Genomic DNA, 18,982 nt, shown 5'->3' with positions numbered 1-18,982 from the left:
TCTACAAACTCAGCCATTCAATCAAAATACTAAATCTGCGCTCAGGTTACTTTAGCTTCCTAGCCTTTGTTATTACCCAAAGGCTAGGAAGCTACTAATGGTTAAACGGCCTGTTGATGGATTACTAGATAGTCCTAAATCAGGATTAATATTACCAGAATGCAAGGCATTACTTGGATATACAATAAGCCTATTCGGTTTCGCCTCTAGTGAGGCTATTTGCTCAAACAATGTTGTATCACTGGAAATATAACTAGGACGTTCGTGGAGCCTTTGAGCAATGGCTTGCTGTTTGATCATTGCACGATACGGTGCGAGTCGCTGCTGTGTTATACGTTCAAAGCCAGATGCTTTATGCCGATACAAGGACGTTCCACCATATGCTTTTGCACATAAAAAATGCACAGCAGCAAGCTGGTTAACACTAGGAGTATCAAAGTGAGGCAACATTTGAATGGGCCTTAATTTTGTTTCCGGTGTTGTGGCAATTGAAAACGCAGAAAAAACCACTTTCATGTCATTGCTATCGATAAAATTGAACGACGACTTTAAGATAGGGAGTAACTCTTTAAGTTGCTCACTATAGTTAGCCGGTGATGGTTTGCGAACCCCTGGGTATAAATCTCCATTAGATGCAGTAAATGCCGAGCTATGATTAACGTTTTCACAAGCACAGGCGATGAGTTCATTATAGTTTAAACTTAAATCATCAATCACTAAAACAGGTATGCGCTCATTACCAACAACTAAGCGTGTAACTTTCATTGCCGGGTTTAAAAAAGTAGCACTAGTCATTTACACTAACTAACTGCTGATTTTTACGTTCAATAAGTGGGTACAGTTGACCCAATGAATTGATCATCGTGTAGATTGGTTTAAGCTGTTGTGCTTTATGTAAACGCCCTATTTGTTCAGGATCTAGTGCCGCTACTTTCTCTTCACTTACCGTATATAGACCGTTTAAACGTGAACTTTGCTTATTGCAAAAGGTAACGTCAAGGGAAAGAGGCTGCACTAAATTAAGCGCTAACAATGTGTCGATCAGGGCTTTATTTTCTATTTCGCCTTGCAATAAATACCCTAAGCATTGTTTCATTTTAACAAAATAATCACTATCTTCACCGCTTTCAGTAAATAATATCTGGATGTCATTGACGTTATTTTGCGCTAAGTCGCGAACTATCGATGGGCTGTCTAAGTTTATACAAACCGCATAATCTCCTGCTACTTCAGTTTGTATATCACCGACAAAAAATGGCTGCCTTTGTAACTGTAATGGTATGTAAACTCCTTGCCATTGACCGTCTTTCGAAAATAAATTTTCATGTTGCTCAAAACCTAATAATGCCGTTAAGGTAAATTCGCCTGTTTCACCACTCTTAGCAAGTACGATCGGATGTTGCACAGATACTTGGCTAAATTCAGCAACTACAACGGGAAGCATATTTTGCGTGGCACTGTGTTCTTGAGTTTTCGCGGTATCAATTTTTAAATGTTTGTGAGCGCCGTAATTAATTGCAACTAAATTAGTCATATTGTTCTCTTTATTCTTTATATTTCACAGCACAATTAAATTGTACTAAGCCCATGCAGCTTAATTTTATTAAGTAACTCTCTGTTACTCGGTAACGTTGTAATAGCCTGCTGGATCATCTGTTTATTTTTAGTAAATTGACTCTGTGCAAATGTTTTATCATTTAATAAATGAGGTGAGTTGCTGTAATCACTTTTAAAGCCCATTCCATACAAGACATACTGATAGCTTGCAGCAGGAAACACTTCATTATTACTGGCAAAATCATAATCAGCAGGCGCGCGATATTGCCAAAGTTGCATTAAATCTTGCAAGCTTTGTGGGATCGTTTGAGGATCGCGATTATCTATCCAAAACGCATTATCGGTGCGCTTACTCAAAATATAGTGCAGCTTTAAAAAGTCGATTATTTTCCCCCAGCGGTAGAGAAATGTATCGTTAAAGCGTTTCGCTGTAATGTCCATTACCTCGCGAGTCGGTGGCAATTGCTCGCTAATCATTTGCGCTGACATCTCAACTAACACAAGAGCAGACGCTTCAAGTGGCTCTAAAAAGCCAGCAGACAATCCAACAGCAACACAATTATTTTGCCAAAAGTGACTGCGATGGCCACTTTCTATCGGAATTTTTCTGATTGTCAGTGAATCAATCTTATCGCCTATATAGTCGGCAAGTCTTGCCCTTGCTTGCGCTTCAGTACTGTGTTTGCTCGAATACACATAACCAACACCACGGCGATGTTGTAAACCTATGTCCCAGATCCAACCTGCTTCTTGCGCCGTCGAGATGGTATGTGAAGCGATTGGGCTACAGTCATTTTCATAGGGTACCTGTACTGCTAAAGCCGTATCTATGAATAAAACATCACGATAGGATTTGAACGGCACTTGATAATGACCTCCGAGCAATAACGATGAAAAACCACTGCAATCAACAAATAAATCGCCACTTATATTTCCGGCCTGCTTTGTTGTTAAACTACCTATATCACCATTTTCGATGCTGTTAACTTTAGTAACATCAGCTAAAATATGGGTTACACCTAAATTTTCAATGCAGTGTTTTTGTAAAAACACTGCAAATTTAGCTGAATCTAGATGATAAGCGTAATTGGCGACAGCGCCATATTCAGGCGTTCTGATCGTCTTTGGCGCAAGACCTTGCTCGCAAAGTGCTTCTTGAAAACATACCGCATTAGAAAACGATGATGATTGCTCGCTATCGTTTAACCAATATCCTGCCATATCTGTTTTAGTGAATCCTTGCGGTAAAACCAATGGGTGATAATAATAATCATCTTCGCCACCATCCACCCATTGTGCAAACTTAGCACCTTGTTTAAAACTAGCGTCACACTCACAGATAAAGTCGGTTTCACTGATACCCAAAGCGATTAAAGTGCTGCGCATTGTTGGCCAAGTACCTTCACCAACGCCAATAATTGGTACGTTTGGCGATTCGACTAACGTGACCTTGACGCCAACGTCCGTATTACTCTTATGCTCTGCAGCCAATCGCCCCGCAGTTAACCAACCCGCAATACCACCACCCACGACAATCACTGTGTTTATGCTTTTTTCCTGTTGTTTCATTTTAATACTCGCGTGGATTACAATTAAAAGTGACTTTTAATCAATACATAAAAGTCACTTTATTTACCCGATTAATGCCTAGAAATTACCGCGAATACCGAACATGAAACGTCGACCGCTGTCTTCAATTTGTAGCATTTGATTAGCAAAACGACCTCGTTTGTGAACATACTCTTGAGTTAGATTAATGCCTTCAATAAAGACTGTGACGTATTCTGTTAAATCATAACTAATGTTCGCATCAAGCTGTGCATAGTCTTCTACAATAGTTACACCATCACCATTAAGTTGACTTAACGATTGCACAAAGCTGTCTCGCCAGTTGTAAGCTAAGCGAGCTTGAAAAGAATCATTTTCATAAAAACCTACCACATTATATGAATCACTTAAGCCTGTAAGAGCAAACACTTGAGTAATATCTGCAGCATCTAACTCTTTGTTACTATCTACAATAGTGGCATTAACCATAAAACCAAAGCCACTGTCGAAAGTATGCTGTAGAGCAACCTCCCACCCATCAACAATTGCTGATTCACTGTTATTTGGTATGGTATTGGTAAACACCGCCGTGGTGTCTGCTGGATCTGGACTATCAACATCATTACCTGTGGAAGGATCAGTAAGTAGACCGCCACCGGGCAGTTCAAAGGTTAAGTCTTCAGTGGTATTGATAATGAAGTTAGCAACATTTTTTCTAAAATAACCTGCCGATACATAACTCGCATTGCCGTAGTACCATTCCAGAGATAGATCTAAGTTATCAGAAGTAAAAGGAGCTAACGCTGGATTACCAGAGCTGGATGTTAAATTGCCACCTTGGCGCGTTGTTTCTATCACTGTTACCGGTGACATACTATCGAGCGTCGGCCGAGTGATTGTTTGTGATACCCCAGCACGGGCAATTAAGTCATCATTGATTTCGAGCTTAAGACTAAAATTAGGTAAAATGGCTTCATAGTCAGAATTAGCTGAAATAGATTGAACACTGCCATAATTAGCCAACATTTCTGTTTTATCTAAAATTGACAATGAGTTAACTGGTTCATCGCTTCCGTTCACTTCAACATCTGTCGTTTCATACCTAAACCCAGCTGAGGCAAACAAGGGCATACCCGCAAGCTCTGATTCAAAATCAAATTCGCTATACAAAGCAATTGTGTCTTCTGTTATTTCAAATGACTTATTACGCTTTACTGCATCAAAGCTAATTGGCTGCCCATTTGCAGCGGCATATTGCTCAAGATAAGCAAAGTTTGCTTCACCATCATGTGCAAGCCAAGATGTTGGCATACGACCACTGCCACTGACGTTATCTAAAAAGTCATCGCCGGCATCAAATACAAACTGTGCGAGTCCGTCCATACTAGGCATATCTGGATAACCACAGAAAGTACAATGTATACCTACACCTTCATTATCCCAACGTTCAAGACTTTTAGTTTCGGATGAATACATTGCACCAAATTTAACGGCTACAAGACCCGTATAACCATCGTTGTACCATGTACTATCCCAACGAAATTGATCAACGGTATCTTCGACCGCCCAGCCACGACGCAACATAACATGAGCTCGGCTATTTACCGGATCTAAATGATTTGAGACCCCATCAGGGCTAACTGCTGGGTTATATGCACTGCCATCTAACTCCTGTTGACCACTGTAAATACTGTCATCAGCCGATGCAAACTCACTCGCATAAGGTAAGATCCCTTGATCAACTTGAAAGCGCACACGGTTTGCATAACCAATCAAGGATAACTGATCACCTCGGCCATTATTTGCTTCACGCTCAGCCTTTGAATGACTTAAATCAAAATTCATTTTTAAATTATCGTTTACGTGCCATTGTAAATTAAGCCCAAGCGCACTGGAGTTTGTTAAACGATCGAATTTTTTAGCGTGCATATCCGTTGCAAGCCCGACCTCTTGATAAAGATCAATCACCGTGCCATTTTCGTCAACAATTGGTCCACCAGCATCACCAAACCCTTCTAAATTGGGTGCAGTAAACCAGTGTCCATAGGACGTTGTATCGGCTTCAACATCAAAATCAGAATACAGAGCATCGCCCGTAATCACTACATCATCAGACGGGGCATATTGAATAACTAAATTAGCATTGGTGCGAGTGCGCGTCTCTGTGGTTACTTTATGATCGTAATTACGAGGAGAAAAAATATTGCCAGTATAGGCTTGTCCGCTTTGTGTTTGCGGCTTAGGCACGCCAACATTTTCTAACCAGCCATCTACTTGTGCTTGATTTAACCGGGTTCTACGCTCTTGACGTGACACAGCGAATAACAGACCTAGCGTATCGTCATTAAATGTATTACTAATTAATCCTGATACTTCTGGCGTTGTTTCTTCACTATTGTCGTCATAAATACCTTTTATGCTGCCGGCTACTTTAAAGCCATTAATAGCAAATGGACGAGCTGTATTTACATTGATTGTTGAGCCTATACCGCCTGACTGCTTTGTTGCGGTTGATGTTTTAAATACATCTAAACTCTTTACCAGCTCCGCCGCGATAGTATCAAAACTAAATGCTCGGCTTTGGTTTTCAGATGCCATTTGGCGGCCATTGACTAACACGGTATTAAATTGCGGGCCGAATCCCCGTACCGTGATTAATTGCCCTTCCCCGCCGGAACGGTCAATCGAAACACCGGTGATACGTTGCAATGACTCAGCTAAGTTAGTATCTGGGAATTTACCAATATCTTCTGCTGAAATAGAATCAACGACCCCACCCGCTTCACGTTTAGCATCCATTGCGCGTCCAAGTGATCCTCTTATTCCTCTTACTTCAATTATTTCAGGTCCTTGCTCTGCGGTATCGGCTACTGCAGGTAGTGTAACGCTACTAAGCACTGCGAGTACGGCACTCGCCACCCCGTTTTTTTTATAATTAGTCATGTTGTCATTTCTCTCGAAGCTTGAGTCTATCGAAATAGATATTTGCCCATCTTCGCTGACATGTGATTGCAAACCTGTCCCTGCAAGTAAACTATTTAATGCAGTTATTATTGAATACTCACCAGTAATATTATTAGTCTGCAACTGTTGAATTTTATCCAACGGAAACAACAAAGTAATATCAGCTTGCTCTGCAAAATTAATCAGCGATAGATCGGCCCTTTGTCTTGGAATATCAAACTTAATCTTGTCATTTTTGGTATTTGCTTGAGCTTCTGTATTAAACAAAGTAAAAACCAAAACCAGTACACAAAAATGTAGCTGAGATGTTTGATATTTCATGTGTATAGTTTTTCGCCATACCAAAAACAAAGACGAGTGAGTTTTTATTTTCCCCCATAAATATTTTCGATTATTTACAAATAATATATATTTTTGACTAGTCATACTGAAAATTGCTAAGCCTTTTTATTTTTATTCTTACGAGAATACAGCAGCACATTATTCGATTTTAAATAATGTGTCGCTTGCAAAATAATTGCTATCTCTATCAACTAAACCCATTTCAAAAATTGCTGAATATCACCAATCAGAACAAGTAATTAAAAATTTAAACCGTATTTAAAGTCTCTATTTGGATGTGAAGCTCTAAGTGCTTCGCGATGTAAATTAAGATAATTTGTACGCTGTTTTTTAACAATCTAAGAAGCACCATACGATGCAAAATAACTTAGAGCTCAGACCCGAACTTTGGATTGCTAAAAACTGTAGTACAATTAACACTGTAATTACAAGCTTTAAGAAAAACGGGAAATAGATCGGTAAAGGGCAATACGTACCACTAGGTAAATACGGTTAAAGAATTTTTACCTAGTGGATTTTTTTATCTCAATCGTCTTACTAAGTATTGGCATAAAAATAACAACAGCAAAGCTAAATCCGATGAGAAAACGTTAATGACGAAAGAGACACTACTTCATAAGGCTTATTTAGTCTCAAGAAAAAGCATTTCACGAGTTGTCGCTAAAATTGTGCCACCTCATGAAATTGAAGATATTGTGCAGGAAACGTATGTGCGTATATGCAAAATTGAAAATAGCGACAAAATTAACTCTCCCAAGTCATTTATCTATAAAACTGCGCGTAATTTAGCATTGGATTATCAAAAACAGGCCAATATACGCTTGGTCGACGGTATTGATAATATGGAAGCACTCGAGCAACTTCTGTGTGAACACCACACAGATGAGATGTATGAGAGCACACTTACCGATAATGAATTTTCGAATTTTTGTGAAGCCGTCAGATTGCTTCCGCTACAGTGTCGAAAAGTATTTGTCTTAAAAAAAGTGTATGGCTATTCGCAGCGTGAAATAGCTGCACAATTAGAGCTTAGTGAAAGTACCGTGGAAAAGCATATTGCAGCAGGCATGAAAAGATGTACGCTGTTTATGCGTCAATCAAATAAAAGCACATATAATGATCCGGCCCGTTCAGCAAACCTCAATGCAGGAGGCAAATATGAGTAACGTTCATCAGATCCATCAATCTTCCCATGATAGTAATCAAATTGAAGATGAACGCTTAGATCAAGCGAGTGAGTGGCTAGCCAAACTTGACCGAAACCTTAGCGGCAATGAAAAAGAAGCACTTAAAGCCTGGCTTGGAGAGTCTTACAAAAATGTTGAGGTTCTGCTAGAAGTTGCACAATTATGGGATAAAATGAGTGAATTAAGTCGTTTATCAGACTTATTTCCACAAGCATCAAGGCAACAAAAAAAACTCCCTGTATGGTTAGGCGCAATAGCAGCATCCATTTTATTGGCTATTGCGCTTAGCTTTTTTCAAGAGACATTTAATTTTTCGCTGTTTAACCAAGTGAATAAATCTGCGGTAGTGGCAAAACAATTAAACTTTCAAACTGCGGTGGGAGAAAGTAAAGATATTATTTTGCCTGACCAAAGTAAAATCACACTCAATACAAATAGCTTTGTCCATATTAAATACACTCCATCAGCCCGAGTCATCAACCTTATTCGAGGTGAGATCCATATCGATGTCGCACATGATACCTCACGGCCTTTGAGTGTCGTCACTGGCAATAAGATAATCCAAGCCGTTGGGACTGCGTTTAATGTAGAAGTAAACAACGAAAAAATAGAACTTATTGTTACCGATGGAAAAGTATTAGTTGCTCAGCAATATACAACCGCTGTACCTAACCTCTCAAATAATGGCACTTCTAGAGTTGCAAAAGATGTATCGCTGCATTCCACGCCAGTATCAAAGGGTGAGAAACTCAATTTAGACTTCAAGGATGTAATTACCAAAAAAGTTGAAAAAATAGACGCGATTGATGTGGCTGCAAACTTATCTTGGCGTCAAGGGAGTATCATTTTCAGAGGCGAATCACTTAGCGACGCAATGACCGAAATTAGCCGCTATACCAATATTAACTTTGAGCTTGCTGATGATGAACGTTTGAAACAAGTACACGTTGCAGGCATGTTCAAAACTGGCGACGTCAAAGGTCTACTCGAAGTGCTTAATAATAATTTTAATATTAGTTATGAAAGGGTCAGCCCCGATAAAATCATGTTAAAATACGCGTCGCCTCACACTACTATATAATTCGTTACAACAATAACCAGGTACATCACCATGACAACACCTTTATCATTGGGCAAGATTAATAGCCCGAACCACACTTTACCAACAAGCACTCATTCTCTACTTTACGTTATATTTATATCTGGCGTTGCAGCAATTGGTGGCTTTTTATTTGGCTTTGACTCCGGGGTTATCAACGGAACGGTGTCGGCGCTTGGCAAAACGTTTAACTCAAACAGTGTCGCAACAGGGTTTAATGTTGCGTCGGTACTACTGGGGTGTGCTCTTGGTGCACTGATTGCAGGCCCGCTTGCTGATAAATTTGGCCGCCGCTCAATTATGATTGTCACCGCTGTAATATTTGCCATTAGCGCGTTTGGTTCAGGCATTGCAGACAGCTCCGCTGAATTTATTTTTTATCGTCTATTTGGTGGTCTCGGTATTGGCGCTGCATCTGTATTAGCGCCCGCTTACATTGCTGAAGTCGCACCTGCCGCTTTGCGTGGACGATTAGCAACGCTGCAACAATTAGCGATTGTACTTGGCTTATTTGCTGCTTTTTTAAGTAATTACCTGATCGCTTCAGCAGCAAACGGCGCTGAAGGTATTTTTATTCTTGAGCTGGCAGCTTGGCGCTGGATGTTTTGGGCAGAGCTTGTACCTGCAGGATTATTTCTGTTGGGGGTATTATTTATACCAGAGTCGCCACGTTATTTAGTTGCCCAAGGCCAATTAGAAAAAGCCAAAGCTGTATTTAAAAAAATATCCAATGATGATGCTCAATCACAAATAAACGATGTTAAACAGTCACTACATGGTGATAAAAAACCGAGTATTCGTGACTTATTTATTGACGGTAAAAAGAAAATACACCCAATCGTATGGGTTGGTATCACTTTGTCTGTTTTTCAGCAGTTTGTAGGCATTAATGTGGTATTTTATTACGGCTCTGAGCTTTGGCAAGCAGCGGGGTTTGATGAATCACAATCTTTATTTATCAATGTATTAGCGGGTATTACCAATATTTTATCTACTTTTATAGCAATTGCGCTTATCGATAAAGTAGGCAGAAAACCATTATTACTAGTAGGTAGTATTGGTATGTTTATTAGTTTAAGTGCATTAACTTATACCTTTGGAAGCGCAGGCCTCGATGCGGCAGGTAAACTTGCATTAACTGACAGTATGGGCACGTTTGCACTTATCATGGCTAATCTCTTTGTGGTATTTTTTGGCTTAAGCTGGGGACCTGTTGTTTGGGTACTATTAGGCGAAATGTTCAATAATCGTATTCGAGGGGCTGCTTTAGCTGTTGCAGCAAGTGCGCAATGGCTTGCCAACTTTACAATTACCATGACCTTCCCGATTATGCTCGGTAGTATTGGTTTAGCTGGTGCCTATGGGTTTTATGCTCTTTCTGCCTTTATTAGCGTATTTTTTATTGTTAAATATATAAAAGAAACACGCGGTATCAAGCTCGAAGCCATGTAAAAGTTGTTTAAAATGGCGAATGTATTTATTTCGCCATTTTTTCAACTAAGACTCTACTTTAAGTAATTCAACTTCAAATATAAGTAAAGAGGCTGGAGGAATACTGCCAACACGTTTTTCACCGTAAGCTAATTGATGAGGGATATAAAAGGTGTATTTATCGCCTTCACTCATCAGTTGCAAGCCTTCAGTCCAGCCTTTTATTACTTGATTTAAACCAAAACTGATTGGGCTATTACGCTCAACCGAACTGTCAAATACACTGCCATCTAGCAACGTACCGTGATAATGTACATTCACCATGCTAGTTGAGCTTGGTCTTGCCTCACTACCACTGCTGCTAACAACTTTATATTGCAGACCTGATGCGGTCTCAATAACCCCTTCAACCTTGCTGTTTGCCACTAAAAAGTCGGCTTCGATTTGCGCATTAGCGATCGCCTGTTGCTTTACTTTTTTGCTATTTTGAAAAATCAAAAAGCATAAAATGGCGATAATAATCGCCAAAATAATATTGATCATGATTATTCTTTCTCGTGTTCTTTTTCGTCGTTATCGCCATTAACAATATCGGCGATTTCACTTAGTCGTGCTAAAGCAAGGCCATTCACTGAATTGTCTGGGTATTGTCCGTATTTAAGCTCGCCTGCGGCAATATCCATTAGTAAATTAAGCGCTTGGTCAACAGTTTCAACTGCATAAATATGAAACTTGCCAAGCTCTACCGCATTGAGGATCTCGTCATCAAGCACTAAGTTTACTTGATTTGATTTAGGTATTATTACTCCTTGCGCAGACGTTAAACCACGCATTTTACAGAGCTTAAAAAAGCCTTCAATTTTTTCGTTAACACCGCCAATGGCTTGCACGTCACCGTGCTGGTTAATTGAACCAGTCAGTGCTATAGACTGGCTAATTGGTAAGCTTGTAATAGCGGAGATCAATGCGCACAGCTCAGCTAATGACGCACTGTCGCCATCAATGTAGCCATAACTTTGTTCAATAGCGATATTAGCACTGAGCGTTAAACTAAATTGCTGCGCATATTTATTACCTAAATAACCAGTCAGTAGCATAACACCTTTGGAGTGAATGGCTTTACCCAGCTCAGCTTCACGCTCAACGTCAATTACCCCATCCGCACCAGCGTAAACTGTAGCGGTGATCCGTGCAGGAGTACCAAAAGAAGTATCGCCAATGTGTAATACTGTTAAACCGTTTACTTTACCAACAGCATGACCGTCGGTGGCAATTAAAGTATGCCCTTCTTTGATATCGCTGAGCATATTTTCGCTAATTTGCCCCGTACGATATTGCTTACCTTCAATCGCTTCATCAATATGATGGGCATCAATTAAAGTTAAGTTATCTTGCTTGGTATAAAAGCTGGCTTCTGCTACTAGCTCTAATACATCAGCAAAACGAGCTGAAAGTTTATTGTGGTGTTCTGCTTGGCGGTAGCTAAATTTAAGTAATCGTGCCATCGCTGACTCAGTTAAACTACACTTTAGCGTCTGCTCACAGTACTCAATCACTTTAGTGATAAATTGATATTGTAATTTATCACTGCTTGGCAGGTAATAATCAAAATCGGCTAACACTCTAAACAGCTCAGCAAACTCTTCATCATATTCACCAATGGTGTAATACAACTCACGCGAGCCGAGTAAAATAATTTTTACATCAAGCGGGATCAACTGCGGACGCAAGGTAAAGCTACTGCCAACAGCACTATCTTGATACGGTAAATCATTTTTGATTTGATGGGTTTTTAATGACAGCTTTAAACCATCCCACACTTGTGGATTAGCCATCACTTTTTCAGCGTCCATAATCAAATAACCACCGTTAGCACGATGCAGTGCCCCCGGCTGAATCGATCGGTAACTGGTGATCAATGAGCCTTGTGAAGTAGAGTATTCAATTTTGCCAAAAATATTACCAAAGGTAGGGTTCGGCTCATACACTACAGGGGCGGCATCACCTTCTTTAAATTCAACTAAAATATTAGGTGCAAAAAAATCGGTAAGCATGCCTTTACGGTCAAAATCTTCTTTGTTTTCGTCGCTAACATCTTCATCATCAAGCCACTCAAGTACCGCATCAATAATTTCTACGCGAATGTCTTTTAAATAGCGTAATACCCCAATGTGCGCAGCATATTTATGTTCAAGATCTTTTAGTAATGGCTTAGTAGCGAGCTCTGCGGTAGATTTTTTTAAATTGCGGAGTTTTTCTGATGATTCACGTTTCCAACGTGGCAACTCAATCAGTGCCTCAATGAGCGCATCTTCGAGTTTTTCAATTACTTCATAAAATTGTTCACGCAATTCATCATCAAGCTCTGCAAATTCAGCATCGCTTAGTTGTTTGCCATCAATCAGCGGGGCAAACCCAACCACGCTTTTTTCTTCTATTAAGGCAACACTTTGCTCAAGCGCAGTAATTTCCACGGCAGTAATTGCGCTATCGTAAGCGTCGTTAAATTCACGGTCGATTTTTTTCTTTTTACGTTGGTACGCTGGGTTATCAAACGCTGCGGGAAAGGTGTCGAGTACTTCATCAATAAATGAGTCAATGTCATCAGCTAACTGTTTACTTTGACCTGCTTGTAAAAACATCGCGATAGGTTCGCGGTGGTCGTCATAATTATTAACGTATAACCACTCGTTTGGTGTTGGGCGGCCTTTGCTGTGTAATTGAAGTTTATCTTTGACTAAGGTAAACCGACCATGCGCGGCCTCCCCCATTACATACACATTGTAACCAGGTAATTCCATCCCTAACGAGAAATCAAGCGCACTTTGCGCCCGCTGTTGACCAATGAAAGTCAAGGTTTCAGGGTATGGATTGTTCATGCACGTCTGTACATGATTAAGTGAAATTGTCGGCGCAAGGGCCGACACAGATAAAGGCAGCAGTTTCTTCGTCATTCTAACTTCTTTTTATACCAACATATTCGTTGATTTTGTAAGGTGGCATCAGTGCACTAAAAGGCACTGTTCACTAACTATTTAAGGTTGTAGTGCCTTGCGGCTAAAGTAGATACCATCACATTGCGAACACGCTGTAATTTGCGTAGCATGGTAAATATCATAACTATATTGGCAATTCTTACATACTAATGTGCCCATGGCTATCCATTCGCCTTGGTGATATACCCCATTGTGCTTAAAATCTTGATTTAATGCTTGCCACTCAAGTTGAGTTTTGTCTTCTATATGTGAAAGCTCAAACCACAAAGACTCTTTAAGCTCTTGCCATGCGAGGGAACCATAGTGTTGATCGTGCTCTTGGATGTGTTCAATATCGCGCTTTAAATATTCTCGGTATAAAGTTAATTTTTCTTGTCCTAAATCTTTTAGCGCTTGTTCAGATTCAATAAACTTATCCATCGCATCTTTTAGCTCATGATCTTTTACGTCTTTCAACCAAGTGCTCAAATCTGTTAACCACGCCTTATAATCAGCCATTGTTTACTCCTTCAGAACTATGTTTAGCGAACCTATACATTATACAAGTATAGGTTAACCTGCCCTGAAAACTAATTTCATATAAAATCCACTGATTTGACGCTGTGATTAGTGCTTTTTTTGGGGTATCCTAACGGCAATTTTTTATTAGTTTGCAAGAAGTCTGGAATCGTAGATGCAAGAGCAATATAACCCGCAAGACATAGAGTCAAAAGTCCAAGCCTACTGGGAAGAAAACCAAGTATTTAAAGCCACTGAAGACGAGAGCAAAGAAAAGTATTATTGCCTTTCTATGTTCCCTTACCCAAGCGGCCGACTCCACATGGGTCATGTGCGTAACTACACGATTGGTGATGTTGTTTCTCGTTTCCAACGCTTGCAAGGCAAAAACGTAATGCAACCTATGGGTTGGGACGCGTTTGGTCTACCGGCTGAAAATGCGGCAATTAAAAATAAAACTGCGCCAGCAAAATGGACCTACGAGAACATCGATTACATGCGTACCCAACTTAAGCAATTAGGTTTTGGTTATGACTGGGATCGTGAAATCGCAACTTGCCACCCAGAATATTACAAATGGGAACAATGGTTCTTCACTAAGCTTTACGAAAAAGGCTTAGTGTACAAAAAAATGTCTACAGTAAACTGGGATCCAGTAGACCAAACTGTACTTGCTAACGAGCAAGTTATTGATGGTCGCGGTTGGCGCTCTGGCGCTGTAGTTGAACAAAAAGAAATTCCACAGTGGTTTATTAAAATCACTGACTACGCGCAAGAGCTACTTGACGACTTAGACAAGTTAGAAGATTGGCCAGAGCAAGTTAAAACCATGCAGCGCAACTGGATTGGTCGCTCTGAAGGGTTAGATATTGAGTTTAAACGCACCGATAACAACGAAACATTCAGCGTTTATACCACTCGCCCTGATACCTTTATGGGTGTGACTTATGTTGCTGTTGCAGGCGGACACCCTATCGCACAAGAAGCAGCTAAAAATAGCGACGCTGTGGCACGCTTTGTTGATGAATGCAAAAACACCAAAGTAGCTGAAGCTGATATGGCGACGATGGAGAAAAAAGGCATCGCAACGGGCTTTTTTGCTACTCACCCACTTACCGGTGAGCAAGTACCAATTTGGGTCGCCAACTTTGTATTAATGCATTACGGCTCAGGTGCTGTAATGGCCGTGCCCGCGCACGATCAACGGGACTTTGAATTTGCTACCGCTTACGGTTTAGACATCAAACAAGTCATTGCACCTGTCGCAGGTTCAGATCTTGAAATAAACCTAAATGAAGCGGCATTCACAGAAAAAGGTGTGCTGGTAAATTCAGCTGAATTTGATGGCCTTGATTTTGATGGCGCATTTAAGGCTATTGCCGACAAACTTGAAGCACTGGGTGTTGGTGAGCGTAAAGTAAACTTCCGTTTACGTGATTGGGGTGTTAGCCGTCAGCGTTATTGGGGTTCACCAATCCCAATGTTAAGCGATGAAAACGGTAACGAACTTGCTGCGACTGAAGATATGCTGCCGGTGCGCTTACCAGAAGACGTGGTAATGAACGGTGTAACATCGCCAATCAAAGCAGATCCACAATGGGCTAAAACCACGGTTAATGGCGCACCTGCGTTTCATGAAACCGATACCTTTGATACGTTTATGGAATCATCTTGGTACTACGCACGTTACTGTAGTCCACGCCATGACAAAGGCATGCTAGATCCAGCGGCAGCAAACTACTGGTTACCAGTAAACCAATACATTGGTGGTATTGAGCACGCTATTTTACATTTATTGTACTCGCGCTTTTTCCATAAATTATTACGTGATTTTGGCTTAGTTAATTCAGATGAGCCGTTTGACCGCTTATTATGCCAAGGCATGGTACTTGCCGAAACATTTTATCGTAAAGATGAAAAAGGTGGCGACATTTGGATCTCTCCTAGTGATGTAAATACTGAAACTGACGAAAAAGGCCGCGTGACTAAAGCATGGCATAAAGTTGACGGCGAGCCAGTATTCTCATCAGGCATGAGCAAAATGTCTAAATCAAAAAATAACGGCATCGACCCGCAACAAGTTATCGCTCAATACGGCGCTGATACGGTACGTTTATTTATGATGTTTACCGCACCACCAGAGCAAACGCTTGAATGGTCTGATTCAGGTGTTGAAGGGGCACATCGTTTCATTAAACGTGTATGGAAATATGCGGTTGATGTAAACACTGTTGGTTTCCAAGCATTAGACAAATCTGCATTAAACAACGAGCAAAAAGTGCTCCGTCGTGAGCTGCACAAAGCAATTGCAAAAGTGACTGATGATGTTGAACGTCGTCAAACATTCAACACTGCCATTGCGGCAATCATGGAAATCTCAAACAAATTGTTAAAAGCACCTTTAGCTGACAAACAAGATGTAGCGATTGCCAACGAAGCGCTTGAAGCGCTGTTAATTATGCTTGCACCAATTACGCCGCATTTGTCACATCAATTGTGGCAAGAACTGGGTAAAGAAGGCGATATTTTAGATGCGTCTTGGCCCGTGGTTGATGAGTCTGCCCTTGTTGAAGATGAGAAACTGATCATCGTGCAAGTTAACGGTAAACTACGCGCAAAATTAACGGTGCCAGCTGATGCAACTAAAGAGCAAGTAGAAGCACTAGCATTTGCTGAACCTAACGTATCTAAGTTCACTGATGGCGTAACAATCCGAAAGGTTATATACGTACCAGGTAAACTACTTAACGTGGTTGCTAACTAATTATGGCTGCTATTCATGCCATTAAAAACGGACTAGCCTTAGCGCTAGTCTGTTTTTTGTTATCTAGCTGCGGCTTTCACCTTAAAAAAGCCTCAAGTCTGCCTGATGACTTGACCACCTTAACTTTAAACGGTGATGATGAAAGATCAGCGTTATTTGCGATGCTTGGCAAAGAGCTCACATTGAGCAAAGTTGAGTTACTCGACACGCCTAAGAAAAACGTCGCTCAGCTGTATTTATATAAAGATCGTCTTGAACGCCAAACCTTATCATTATTTAAAAATGGTCAGGTTGCCGAGTACGAGTTAGCTTATAGTGTTCGCTACTTACTCAAGCGCCCAGGCAAAGAAGCAATTGAACAACGTTTTGAGCTTTATCGTAATTATCAAGATGACCCTGATAACGCTTTAGCAAAAGCAAAAGAGTTAGAGTTGCTACTGAATGAAATTCGCATGCAAGCTAGTCGTCGTATTGTTAGAGAGCTGTCGCAACTATAATGCGCTGTTATGCGAATCAATTACCCAATGAATTAAAAAAAGGCTTACAGCCTTTTTATTTAGTATTTGGTGAAGAACCCTTTCAAGTAGCACAATGCGCTCAACAAATTCGTCAGATTGCGAAACAACAAGGTTTTGATGAGGTTGTTAAATTTACCTTAATGCCCGGTTTTGATTGGCAAGAGCTAATAGCGCAATATCAAAGTATGTCGTTATTTAGTGCTCGCACTTTAATCGAGCTAGATCTTAATTTTCAAAAGCCAGGTATTGTTGGTAGCCAAACGTTTAAACAGCTCGTAGCACTAAACAACCCCGACACCGTACTTATTGTAAAAGGGGCCAAGGCCAGTCAAGATATTCAGCGCAGTGCTTGGTTTAAGTCGTTAGATAAACTGGGCGTATTTGTACCCTGCTACCCCCTGACCGGCAATCATTTAAGCCGTTGGCTTGATGAGCAGTGCCAGCGCTTAAAAATCAATATGCAAGCAGATGCCAAACGCACCCTAATTGATGCTACTGAAGGTAATTTGTTAGCGTGTTTTCAAGAGCTCGAAAAGCTGTCGTTATTGCATGGCACTGCTATGATCGATCAACAGCAGGTTTTACAAGGCCTACTTAATCAAGCCAAGTTTGATATTTTTGATTTAAGTGATGCACTGCTACAAGGTAATAGTCGCCAAGCAATTAAAGTATTAAATAAACTCGCTGGCGATAACACTGAAGCTGTGAGTATCTTATGGACCATTACTAAAGAAGCAAATACCTTACTAAGCCTACAATTAGGCTTACAACAAGGTGAACAACTGGCAACGCTATTTAAACAAAAAGCCATCTGGAAAAATCAGCAAGGGCCGATTCAACAAGCACTTAATCGTTTGTCGATGCATACTTTAGAGCAAATCACCCAATTGCTCGCACAATTTGATGCCAGCTATAAACAAGGTAATTTAATCAAGCCTTATCAAGCTTTGGCACATATTTGTTTGGTGTTTTGTCAGCCATTGGTGATCCCACTGCCTGTGCACCCACTTAACTAATTATTAGGCGTTTATAATGATTGCACTGTTTGGTGGCACCTTCGACCCCGTTCACTTAGGCCATATAAATATGGCGAAGCACTGTGTAAAACACTTTAATTTAGCAACTTTATACTTTATGCCTTGTGCTATTCCAGCTCATAAGACTGAACCTGGGATAGGTACGCAGCATCGCATTGCAATGCTCAATGCTGCGATTGCACCTTACTCATATTTTCAACTCGATTTACGCGAACTCAATCGCAGTGGCCCGTCATATTCATTATTAAGCCTGCAAGAGATCCGCATACAATTTCCAGATCAACCATTATTATTTTTAATTGGCATGGATTCGTTTAATAACTTAGATAAATGGTTTGAGTGGCAAACAATTACTCAGCTTTGTCATATTGTGGTATTTCAACGCCCGGGCCTAAAATGCACAGCCCATGGCGAGCTACTCGCATACCAACAAGCCGCAGAATGTAGCAATAGCGCAGAGCTTACAGCGCAAGCTGGTGGAAAATTATATTTTTTAGCTGGCGAAGAAATCGCTATTGCCTCAAGCGATATTCGCAAGGCGATTAAAAATGGCATAGATTACAATGAACTTCTTCCTACTGGCGTGAGTCAGTATATTCAATCACAGCAACTTTATCTAAGTGATGAATAAATACCAGTTGCGTGATAAAATAACAGCTATTCACTTTTAAATGAGATAACACCTTGGATACGAAACAACTACTCGCCTTTGCAATAGACAAAATTGACGATATGAAAGCACGTGATGTGGTTAATATTGATGTAAGCGCAAGCTCAGACATCACCGATTTTATGGTCGTGTGCTCTGGTACTTCGAAACGTCATGTATTGTCAATTGCTGATCATTTAGCAAAAGAAGCTCGTCACGCAGGTCAAGAGCCTCTAGGGTATGAAGGCCAAAGCGATGGTGAATGGGCACTGGTTGATTTAGGGGATGTAATCGTACACGTAATGCAAGATCAAGCACGTAGCTATTACGACCTCGAAAAACTATGGAGCTAATATCAAGCTAACCGCTCACTAATTTTAATCGAGTTTGGA

The 18,982-nt window shown here is 40.5% G+C and carries 15 protein-coding genes; 8 read left to right on the top strand and 7 right to left on the bottom strand.

From position 1 onward, the window contains the following. Positions 1–72: 72 nt before the first annotated feature. From J7338_RS12720 to J7338_RS12705, 4 genes are all read right to left on the bottom strand, one after another. Entirely contained in the window at positions 73–795 is a 723-nt protein-coding gene (locus tag J7338_RS12720; protein ID WP_228732983.1) for a DUF6445 family protein, read from the bottom strand. Next, positions 788–1,534, bottom strand: a complete 747-nt coding sequence (locus tag J7338_RS12715; protein ID WP_210797420.1) for a SapC family protein — start codon at positions 1,532–1,534, stop codon at positions 788–790. Before J7338_RS12715 ends, J7338_RS12720 begins: the two co-directional genes overlap by 8 nt. Positions 1,535–1,569: 35 nt before the next feature. Next, positions 1,570–3,126, bottom strand: coding sequence for a tryptophan halogenase family protein (locus J7338_RS12710; protein WP_210797419.1), 1,557 nt, complete (start codon positions 3,124–3,126; stop codon positions 1,570–1,572). Positions 3,127–3,204: 78 nt separating this feature from the next. Next, positions 3,205–6,495: a TonB-dependent receptor gene (locus J7338_RS12705; RefSeq protein ID WP_210797418.1), complete on the bottom strand. Its 3,291-nt coding sequence runs from the start codon at positions 6,493–6,495 to the stop codon at positions 3,205–3,207. Positions 6,496–7,004: 509 nt separating this feature from the next. Between J7338_RS12705 and J7338_RS12700 the strand changes: the two genes are divergently transcribed. From J7338_RS12700 to J7338_RS12690, 3 genes are read left to right on the top strand one after another with little or no spacing between them, the layout of a single operon-like run. Then, the gene (locus tag J7338_RS12700; protein WP_210797417.1) at positions 7,005–7,577 is read left to right on the top strand and encodes an RNA polymerase sigma factor; all 573 of its coding nucleotides are present in this window, start codon (positions 7,005–7,007) and stop codon (positions 7,575–7,577) included. Continuing rightward, positions 7,570–8,679 (top strand): FecR family protein, encoded by a 1,110-nt coding sequence (locus J7338_RS12695; protein ID WP_210797416.1) that lies wholly within the window; start codon positions 7,570–7,572, stop codon positions 8,677–8,679. The genes J7338_RS12700 and J7338_RS12695 overlap by 8 nt, the downstream gene beginning before the upstream one ends. Positions 8,680–8,709: 30 nt before the next feature. Beyond that, positions 8,710–10,149: a sugar porter family MFS transporter gene (locus J7338_RS12690; RefSeq protein WP_228732982.1), complete on the top strand. Its 1,440-nt coding sequence runs from the start codon at positions 8,710–8,712 to the stop codon at positions 10,147–10,149. Between the two features lie 45 nt (positions 10,150–10,194). Here J7338_RS12690 and J7338_RS12685 read toward each other — a convergent pair whose 3' ends face one another. The 3 genes from J7338_RS12685 to J7338_RS12675 all read right to left on the bottom strand — a co-directional run bounded on the left by J7338_RS12685 (position 10,195) and on the right by J7338_RS12675 (position 13,622). Then, positions 10,195–10,671, bottom strand: coding sequence for a BamJ family beta-barrel-assembly machinery protein (locus tag J7338_RS12685; RefSeq protein ID WP_210797415.1), 477 nt, complete (start codon positions 10,669–10,671; stop codon positions 10,195–10,197). 2 nt (positions 10,672–10,673) lie between these two features. Further along, a complete protein-coding gene (locus J7338_RS12680) occupies positions 10,674–13,082 on the bottom strand; it encodes a Lon protease family protein (RefSeq protein WP_210797414.1) in 2,409 nt (802 codons plus the stop codon). Positions 13,083–13,163: 81 nt separating this feature from the next. Continuing rightward, on the bottom strand, positions 13,164–13,622 hold the full coding sequence (locus tag J7338_RS12675) for a zinc ribbon-containing protein (RefSeq protein WP_210797413.1): 459 nt from the start codon (positions 13,620–13,622) through the stop codon (positions 13,164–13,166). Positions 13,623–13,797: 175 nt separating this feature from the next. On the opposite strand from J7338_RS12675, the gene leuS reads away from it, so the two are divergent. The 5 genes from leuS to rsfS are packed head-to-tail and all read left to right on the top strand — an operon-like array spanning position 13,798 to position 18,943. Beyond that, on the top strand, positions 13,798–16,386 hold the full coding sequence (gene leuS, locus J7338_RS12670; protein ID WP_210797412.1) for a leucine--tRNA ligase: 2,589 nt from the start codon (positions 13,798–13,800) through the stop codon (positions 16,384–16,386). Between the two features lie 2 nt (positions 16,387–16,388). Beyond that, positions 16,389–16,883: an LPS-assembly lipoprotein LptE gene (locus J7338_RS12665; RefSeq protein ID WP_210797411.1), complete on the top strand. Its 495-nt coding sequence runs from the start codon at positions 16,389–16,391 to the stop codon at positions 16,881–16,883. Further along, complete coding sequence (gene holA / locus J7338_RS12660) at positions 16,883–17,920, top strand: DNA polymerase III subunit delta (protein WP_210797410.1); 1,038 nt, start codon at positions 16,883–16,885, stop codon at positions 17,918–17,920. The genes J7338_RS12665 and holA overlap by 1 nt, the downstream gene beginning before the upstream one ends. A gap of 16 nt (positions 17,921–17,936) precedes the next feature. Then, on the top strand, positions 17,937–18,572 hold the full coding sequence (nadD, locus tag J7338_RS12655; protein WP_210797409.1) for a nicotinate-nucleotide adenylyltransferase: 636 nt from the start codon (positions 17,937–17,939) through the stop codon (positions 18,570–18,572). A 53-nt stretch (positions 18,573–18,625) separates the two neighbouring features. After that, positions 18,626–18,943, top strand: a complete 318-nt coding sequence (gene rsfS / locus J7338_RS12650) for a ribosome silencing factor (RefSeq protein WP_145240548.1) — start codon at positions 18,626–18,628, stop codon at positions 18,941–18,943. The last annotated feature ends 39 nt before the right edge of the window (positions 18,944–18,982 follow it).

It is taken from the genome of Pseudoalteromonas ostreae (assembly GCF_018069805.1).
In the GTDB taxonomy this organism is placed as follows: domain Bacteria; phylum Pseudomonadota; class Gammaproteobacteria; order Enterobacterales; family Alteromonadaceae; genus Pseudoalteromonas; species Pseudoalteromonas ostreae.
Note: the sequence above shows the minus strand (reverse complement) of the source record. Positions and strands in the feature narration are given on the sequence as shown.

What these genes read in the sequence shown, in the direction of transcription:
- J7338_RS12720 (WP_228732983.1), bottom strand. Translation starts at nt 795, where the DNA reads ATGACTAGTGCTACTTTTTTAAACCCGGCAATGAAAGTTACACGCTTA.
- J7338_RS12715 (WP_210797420.1), bottom strand. Translation starts at nt 1,534, where the DNA reads ATGACTAATTTAGTTGCAATTAATTACGGCGCTCACAAACATTTAAAA.
- J7338_RS12710 (WP_210797419.1), bottom strand. Translation starts at nt 3,126, where the DNA reads ATGAAACAACAGGAAAAAAGCATAAACACAGTGATTGTCGTGGGTGGT.
- J7338_RS12705 (WP_210797418.1), bottom strand. Translation starts at nt 6,495, where the DNA reads ATGACTAGTCAAAAATATATATTATTTGTAAATAATCGAAAATATTTA.
- J7338_RS12700 (WP_210797417.1), top strand. Translation starts at nt 7,005, where the DNA reads ATGACGAAAGAGACACTACTTCATAAGGCTTATTTAGTCTCAAGAAAA.
- J7338_RS12695 (WP_210797416.1), top strand. Translation starts at nt 7,570, where the DNA reads ATGAGTAACGTTCATCAGATCCATCAATCTTCCCATGATAGTAATCAA.
- J7338_RS12690 (WP_228732982.1), top strand. Translation starts at nt 8,710, where the DNA reads ATGACAACACCTTTATCATTGGGCAAGATTAATAGCCCGAACCACACT.
- J7338_RS12685 (WP_210797415.1), bottom strand. Translation starts at nt 10,671, where the DNA reads ATGATCAATATTATTTTGGCGATTATTATCGCCATTTTATGCTTTTTG.
- J7338_RS12680 (WP_210797414.1), bottom strand. Translation starts at nt 13,082, where the DNA reads ATGACGAAGAAACTGCTGCCTTTATCTGTGTCGGCCCTTGCGCCGACA.
- J7338_RS12675 (WP_210797413.1), bottom strand. Translation starts at nt 13,622, where the DNA reads ATGGCTGATTATAAGGCGTGGTTAACAGATTTGAGCACTTGGTTGAAA.
- leuS (WP_210797412.1), top strand. Translation starts at nt 13,798, where the DNA reads ATGCAAGAGCAATATAACCCGCAAGACATAGAGTCAAAAGTCCAAGCC.
- J7338_RS12665 (WP_210797411.1), top strand. Translation starts at nt 16,389, where the DNA reads ATGGCTGCTATTCATGCCATTAAAAACGGACTAGCCTTAGCGCTAGTC.
- holA (WP_210797410.1), top strand. Translation starts at nt 16,883, where the DNA reads ATGCGCTGTTATGCGAATCAATTACCCAATGAATTAAAAAAAGGCTTA.
- nadD (WP_210797409.1), top strand. Translation starts at nt 17,937, where the DNA reads ATGATTGCACTGTTTGGTGGCACCTTCGACCCCGTTCACTTAGGCCAT.